General features: G+C 42.4%; 10 protein-coding genes. 5 read left to right on the top strand and 5 right to left on the bottom strand.

The features are described from left to right. Both ACQEXP_RS21120 and ACQEXP_RS21115 read left to right on the top strand, forming a co-directional pair. Positions 1-333, top strand: a 333-nt coding sequence (locus tag ACQEXP_RS21120; protein WP_426971449.1) for a hypothetical protein, incomplete at its 5' end; no start/stop codon positions are given. A 47-nt stretch (positions 334-380) separates the two neighbouring features. Continuing rightward, positions 381-608: a hypothetical protein gene (locus ACQEXP_RS21115; protein ID WP_426971448.1), complete on the top strand. Its 228-nt coding sequence runs from the start codon at positions 381-383 to the stop codon at positions 606-608. Positions 609-916: 308 nt separating this feature from the next. Here the strand turns inward: ACQEXP_RS21115 and ACQEXP_RS21110 are convergent, their stop codons facing one another. Beyond that, positions 917-1,597, bottom strand: a complete 681-nt coding sequence (locus ACQEXP_RS21110; protein ID WP_021453143.1) for a potassium channel family protein — start codon at positions 1,595-1,597, stop codon at positions 917-919. A gap of 146 nt (positions 1,598-1,743) precedes the next feature. Between ACQEXP_RS21110 and ACQEXP_RS21105 the strand changes: the two genes are divergently transcribed. From ACQEXP_RS21105 to ACQEXP_RS21095, 3 genes are read left to right on the top strand one after another with little or no spacing between them, the layout of a single operon-like run. Next, positions 1,744-2,238, top strand: a complete 495-nt coding sequence (locus ACQEXP_RS21105; RefSeq protein WP_017041459.1) for a hypothetical protein — start codon at positions 1,744-1,746, stop codon at positions 2,236-2,238. Between the two features lie 19 nt (positions 2,239-2,257). Then, a complete protein-coding gene (locus ACQEXP_RS21100; protein WP_069547178.1) occupies positions 2,258-3,364 on the top strand; it encodes an HlyD family secretion protein in 1,107 nt (368 codons plus the stop codon). Beyond that, positions 3,354-4,346, top strand: a complete 993-nt coding sequence (locus tag ACQEXP_RS21095) for a DUF2955 domain-containing protein (protein ID WP_021453684.1) — start codon at positions 3,354-3,356, stop codon at positions 4,344-4,346. Before ACQEXP_RS21100 ends, ACQEXP_RS21095 begins: the two co-directional genes overlap by 11 nt. A 287-nt stretch (positions 4,347-4,633) precedes the next feature. Here the strand turns inward: ACQEXP_RS21095 and ACQEXP_RS21090 are convergent, their stop codons facing one another. The 4 genes from ACQEXP_RS21090 to ACQEXP_RS21075 all read right to left on the bottom strand — a co-directional run. Next, positions 4,634-5,053 (bottom strand): GFA family protein, encoded by a 420-nt coding sequence (locus ACQEXP_RS21090; RefSeq protein WP_045618549.1) that lies wholly within the window; start codon positions 5,051-5,053, stop codon positions 4,634-4,636. 101 nt (positions 5,054-5,154) lie between these two features. Then, positions 5,155-5,553 (bottom strand): FosG/FosC2-related fosfomycin resistance glutathione transferase, encoded by a 399-nt coding sequence (fos, locus tag ACQEXP_RS21085; RefSeq protein WP_426971447.1) that lies wholly within the window; start codon positions 5,551-5,553, stop codon positions 5,155-5,157. A 141-nt stretch (positions 5,554-5,694) separates the two neighbouring features. Then, complete coding sequence (locus tag ACQEXP_RS21080) at positions 5,695-6,312, bottom strand: LysE family translocator (protein ID WP_426971446.1); 618 nt, start codon at positions 6,310-6,312, stop codon at positions 5,695-5,697. Between the two features lie 327 nt (positions 6,313-6,639). Further along, positions 6,640-6,987, bottom strand: a 348-nt coding sequence (locus ACQEXP_RS21075; protein WP_426971445.1) for an RNase H family protein, incomplete at its 5' end; no start/stop codon positions are given.

The following is a 6,987-nucleotide window of genomic DNA, read 5'->3' as shown; positions in this document are numbered from 1 at the left end:
ATGAGCGTGCTGTTTATCGGACTCACCGCTTGTGGCGACCAAGAAGAGACTCAAGCAGCAACGGCTGATATTGAAGTGTCGATATCGACTAACCCTCACTGGGGAACATTGGTCTTTGATCTGCAAGCCATCACCGACAACACCGTAATTAGCGATGTGGTGATTAACCGTGGCAACTGCCGATTACCCGCAGGAACAGCCTCAGAGCTATCAAGAAACGTTTCATTGAAGTTCGGCCAAACCTACACCGGATACAGCAACAACTGCACTGTAGACAACGTGAAAGAAATCGAAGTCACCTCCAGCGCTGGCAGCTTTGTCTACATCTTCTAACTTCCAATTCCCAAATAACACACTCAACCAACTCGTAAGGATCAACTATGAACAAGTCAACTCTACTCATCGCGGCAGCATTAGTTTTCTCTACCTCTTTCGCCTTTGCTGGTGGAACACTGGGCGGCAACCCATCAGAAGATTCGGGAGCCGTCAACGTCAGTGTGGGCAAGTGCACTCAATACAAAATGGATGTGAAAGCGGCACAGCAGGAAGGCAAGGATGTATCGACCATCACCGTGCCTGAAGGCTGTGAAGTCATCAAAGAAAAGTAATGCCACCAGCAACGATAAAAACTACAATGGGGAGCAATTACGCTCCCCATTCTTTTTTTGCTTCTATACACACAAACTGCACAATCAATAAGCCATCAATAAGCCAGTCTTCTAAACTCATTTTTGGACAGAAGTCATTTAGAGCTAAAAAAACCTATTTCTTTTTGACATAACGTTTACTAATCCAAAACTCAAACGGCAATACTGATTAGAAAGTAAGGTTCGGAACAGTCCCTTATCATATTAATGAAGCAATACGAATCTAGCAATTTTCATTAGCGATAACTTGACCACTTAAGGGATATCTTTTATCTAGCCGTGTTTCTACCTAAATTCGAACTGACTAAACTAGACACCACTACTGCCATATAAAAAACACCAACAACCGACTCTAAATAGACTAACGTTTTCGCAATTGGAGTCACGGGACTGATATCTCCATAACCGAGAGTGGTTAAGGTCACGAAGCTAAAATAAGCGCTATTAGAAAAATTATCTTCCCAAGGAATTGCTTCTAACCCGCGAAATGCGAAAGGGTCTAGCTCAAGTAACAAAAGGTACGCCACCGCCCACATTAAACCAAGCAATAAGAATAGGGCTACAGAACCAATAAGTTTGTTGGTGTCTATTTGGCCTGAAAACAAGATTTTTCTTACTAAAGATTGGAAAGTGCCATAGAAAAAGACAAAAGTCAGAGAAAGCATCAATATGCTCATCTCTTTGATATGAAAGAGGTGTTTCGCGGCAATAGCAGCTATCCAAACCACGGCTAAACCTCTTAAAAAATGCGTCCACTTTCGATCAAAGCGCAAACTTACAAAGCAAACAATAAAAATCACTACCATAATCCCCTGTATGACGTATTCGATCACATTGTCTTGTAGTAGTTGAACGAGGGCGGCGGCAATTAACAGCATGATTAAAGCTAACGTTAAGTAGATGAAGTTATTCTTCTCGCTAATATTTGACAACGCTTTATCGAGATTCATGATTGACTCCTTTCCACAGTTATCATGGCGCACAAGTATGCTCTAGTCACAACAGTATCAAAAATGGTCATGTTTGATATGCATTTATTCGAACATTCTCGTTATAATCAGTAAGAGTTTATTGTACAACAGTGAAGGTGCTAGACGTGGATATCAAAGTGAAAGATTCATTGATTGGTGGCGTGATTAACGGCGTTATCAATGGTTATATTGCGAGCCACCATTTCAAAGGAATGGATAGCGTACCGATGTCGCTTAACGTGATCACTAATTCTGAAGTGACTGTGTGGGGACAAGCGGTATCTCTAACTTTTGGTTTAGGGATCATTTTGTCGTTGATCACATCCAAGCTATTTATTCATCAGCTCAACAAATCCCACCCACAACACATTAGTCAACTTCAGAGTGGTTTTTGGTCTCACCTTGTTCCTATTGCAGTCACCCATGCAGCAGCGCTATTTGGCTGGTTTGTGGCTATAGCTGTGATCTGGACTAAGTACGCTGGCGAAGTGATGGTTTCTTCTTCAAGTGCTGTTGCACTGGTTGGCCTATTTGCATTCATCATTACCATTGCCGTCGAAGTACGAACTAAGAAAAGTATCATTTATAAAAAGATAAATTTACTGGAACAACCTCAGTAAACGACAGTAGGAACAGAAAATGTCAGATAACAATGTCCAAACTAGTGCTGAACAAAGCGATAAAAAAATTAGCCAAGCTCGCTCTTTCACTTACTACATTTTTGCCTTAGTTGCTGCTCTTTGGCTTTACACCTTATGGGCGGACAGAATGACGCCAATGACAGATCAAGCTAGAGTAAATGGCCAATTGATCCGCATTAGCCCAGAAGTCTCTGGCCCTATTTCACAAGTACTTATTACTAACAATAGTATTGTCAAGGCAGGAGATGAACTCGTCACGATCGATCCGCGTCCTTTTGAATTAGCCGTTAAGGCCGCCAAATTTGATTTGCAACAAGCAGCTCAGTCTTATGAAGCGGATTCAGCAGCAATCAGTGTCGCTCAAGCAAATGAAGTCGCAGCTCGTGTTAAGGTCAATAATGCTAAGAAGAATGTGGAGCGTAATCGCGTACTTGCCAATAAAGGAACGATAAGTCAAGCGGTAATGGATAACATAATCGCCGAACTAGAGACGGCCCAAGCGGGGTTGGCTCAAGCGTCATCAGCACTAGAAAAAGCGAAACAAGAGTTTGGCCCGAGAGGAATTGATAACCCTGAAATCCAATCGGTATTAAACCGACAAGAGCAGGCTCTACTAAACCTCAATCACACCAAACTGACGGCACCTGCTAATGGTGTTATCACTAATATGGATGTTGCTGTTGGCGATTATGCTGCTGCTGGGCAACCACTTCTTACCTTTATCAATAACAACAACTTATGGCTGACGGCCATGGTGAGAGAGAATTCACTGGCTCATCTAAAGCCTGGCGATAACGTCAAAATTGTTTTTGATGCAAACCCTGGAGAGGTCTATGAAGGAAAAATATCTTCAATCGGTTGGGGAAGTAGCGGTAATGGTAGCCTTGCCCAAGATGCCAGTAATGGCCTTATGACGTCACCAACAAGCAGTTCAAAAGCGCAGCGTTTCCCCGTCAATATCGAGTTCACGTCGTTGCCTGCCGATCTAAATCTGAGATACGGTGGTCGAGCTGTGGTGGGTTTCTACCCTGATGAAAGCTACCTAGGTGAGAGACTACAAGATTTGTGGATCTGGGCATGGAGTTATATCAGTTATGTATCATAGTGCCGCTAACCCAATTATAAGAGTTGCGGTATTCCCTGTCCTTTTGCTGTTTTGGCAATATGTATATGGGACGGATTTGCCTTTACTCGCTCCAGCGATGTGTGCGGTTTTTCTCACTACAACTCATGAACCACCGCCTGTAATTATGGTGTTTGTTATGGGGGGCATTTTATTCATTACTGCTTGGTTTCAGGCACTAATGAGTGAACTATTGATTGATTACGTACATGTTTACTATCTGTTCTTGTTTGGAATTTTTTACTGGTGCATGGAGCGTACCAAGAAAAATCCGCAAGATGTATTTGCTATATTGCTGATTGTCTCAACCGCAATGATTGCTGTTTTTACGCAGCAAAAAGGGATTAGCGTTGAGCAAATCCCCATGGCTCTGCTAAAAAATATTTTTATCGCTGGCTTCACCGCCTATTTGGCCTACCTACTATTTCCACGAGGTGAGCCACTCGCGATAAGCATGCCACCTGTCAATTCGACAACGAAATATTTGCTTGATTGGCAAACCTTGCTCAAAGCGATCATTGTCATGACCATGATGGTGTGTACGATACAATTGGACTTAGAGCAAAGTACGATTATTACCATCATCGTCGCGTTAATGATTAAAGATCCTGATCCTAGTATTGGTAAAGATTATGGTTTAAGAAGGCTGCTTACAACATACGCGAGCGTGCTGTATGCCATTCCTCCCCTAATCATGAGTTTGCTGCAAGTCAATTTGGTAGGAACTGTGGGTGTTGCTGTAGTCAGTGCTTTATTTATGGGGATTCATGCCGTTACAAAGAAAGCTAGCTATAACTCAATTCAACTGATGTATTCCAGTTATGTGGTTTTAGTATTCTATGGGATTACTTCAACAAGTATCAGTGCGATTTCAGATGACCTTGTGCGTTTTACTTCGGTTTTTGCCGCGGTATTAATCGGTATCATGAGTTTGATTATCTTATACCCTAGAACTAGAACTTAATGTCACAACAACCAAGCCTACGTTTAACTCGGCTTGGTTGTCTTATTTTGGGATAAGTTGTACTGCGTGCAAGTAGCATCAATATGATGTAAATGAGTGAGCGTACTAACAAGGAATGGGGCAAAAGCTTCTTAGCCCTGACCACCTACGTTGAGAAAACGGGTAATGCCTGTGCAGTAATCAGCAACCCATAAGACTATGTCGCTGTATCACCTAAAAACCACAGCTGGAAACCCAGAGCGCCAAGGGTTGCGAACTTGCTTAGACTGTCTGTATGTTCATTTGCTTCAACGATCTAATAACTCTACAAACTCTTCTAAGTTCGGCATTTCTTCGTGCTGTGTCGCTGAACCTCCTATGATATCCCAATGTGCTTTAGATCCAACGAAGATATGTTGAGTTATTTTAAGCTCATTCTCTTCAAGTAGCCCAGCTGGAACCCAAACTAACTTTCGACCTCTTAGTTTATTAGGTATTGGACTCCCACAACGACCGCAAAAATCAACACGGTATCCACTCTCGAGACTAAACTCTCGAATTTCTGATACCTTTTTTGTCCAATTAAATGCTGTTTCATTTACTATCGCAGCTGTATTTGAGGTCGAACCCGTTGATTTACGACAAACCGAGCAGTGGCACTGATACAAATTAGGCTTAACACCTTTAACTTCAAACTGAATGTCACCACATAAACAAGAACCTTTCATTAATACTCCTAATTGATACATTAAGATGTGCTTCGCTTGCCTATACTTTAAGCAAAGAGAAAACGGCGAGCGTTGCAAGTCACTCCTAAATGCTTGTATGTTTAAAGCCAAACGAGTCCACTATATGGTTTCGTTCTTAGAGATTCTAACCGGCTTTTCAGCGAACCTGAATGTATCTCTAGCTTGTGGCCATCAGGGTCTAAGATATAAAGTGGGTGCCCTTCACTCATATTCTCTTTCCAAACTTCTGCACCCAATGAAACTATGCGCTTCGCAAACGCTTCAAATTCTTTTGGTTCGATATCAAAAGCTACGTGGCTATAGCCTGTTTTAGGGCAAGGTTCATCGAGGGAAAGGCAAAACCAGAGTTCGCCTATTGATAAATAAGCTCCGTTGTCCCACTTAGCATGAGCTGAGAACCCCAACGTCTCGCGATAGAACTGAAGAGAACGGTCTAAGTCACTAACTGGAATGGTTATATGATTGAGCCCTAAAATCACCGCTTTCTCCCGTAAACATAACGCCCGCTTAAGTGGTGAGCAACGCTACCACGATACTTAACTATTACGCTGTAAACACTAAAGCCAAATCAAACCAAAACCGCCGAACGTTGCGAATCCGTCTTAAAGCGTTTGTTAGTTTTATTGCTGGCGACTTAGTAACAGGCTTGCTCCAGACATAGCTAAAAAGGTTGCGCAGCCTCTATTGAAGCGCTTCGCCATTTTCGGTTTCGTGAACCACTGTCTTAAATATATTCCGAATATGGCATAAATCGATATTGCACCCATTTCTAATATTATGAACGTAGCCCCTAAAACAAGGAACTGTTCATTTACACTAGCCGAAACATCAACGAACTGTGGAAGAAAAGCAGTAAAAATTAAGATCGCCTTCGGATTACCAGCAGCTAACAAAAATTCTTGTTTAGCTAAACCTAGTCGGTTGCGAGTATTTTCTAGTTCAGCGATGGGACTTGTCTCCGAACGCCATAGATTAAAAGCAATCCACAACAAGTACGCCGCACCTACGATTTTAATGGTTAAAAATAAGGTCTCAGATGCGTAAAGCACCACCGCCAACCCTGAAGCAGCTAACGCGATCATTACTGTGAACGCTGCAATCCGGCCAAGACCAGCAATAAATGCAGACTTGAAGCCATAACAACGAGCATTATTCATTGATAATAGATTGTTTGGTCCTGGTGTCATATTGAGCGCAAAACACGCAGGTATAAAGAACAATAACTTCCAGATTTCCACAATATTTCCTCTATAAAACTAACGAATGACATGGATTCCCTCTTCCGAGGATCTGCCACACTCATGTGGTCATTGCTTAAACCGGAGGCACCATGTCTGATTATTCTAATTTTGGCGGTATCGACTTAGTTAAAAATCACTTTAGGATAGTACATGTATGAGTAAAAAGCCTATCCAATATTAGGGGAAGTCGTGATGTCACAGAACAAACCGTAACTAATCCCGCTCTCACATCGCATATCCCTTCAGATATATGTTATCTACAAAAACGCAAATAACTGGTAATAGCGGCTTGTAGGTATCAACCCCACAAGCCGCATTGTTGTGCTAGTAGATGTCGTTTCTCGCTGCATCTACCGCCAACATATCCGCTCTCTCATTTCCCTCAATGCCAGAGTGCGCTTTGATTTTAACTACCTCAACATACTTTCTGGAACTCAGCTCATCCACTTGTTGCCACAGATGACGGTTCTTGACGGGTTTCTTATCCGCGCGGCGCCAGCCTCGGTCTTTCCAATCATCCATCCAGATATTGAAACCTTTCACACAATAATCGCAGTCCGAATAGATAACGTCCCCATCTTCTGCGTATTCCAATGCTTCAATTAAGGCCAGTAGTTCCAGCTCAGCATTGTCGGTTTTTCGATTGATGGTAAAACTCTCTTCATGAACAAT

The sequence above is a fragment of the Vibrio sp. TRT 1302 genome, from assembly GCF_050113875.1.
Taxonomy (GTDB): domain Bacteria; phylum Pseudomonadota; class Gammaproteobacteria; order Enterobacterales; family Vibrionaceae; genus Vibrio.
Note: the sequence above shows the minus strand (reverse complement) of the source record. Positions and strands in the feature narration are given on the sequence as shown.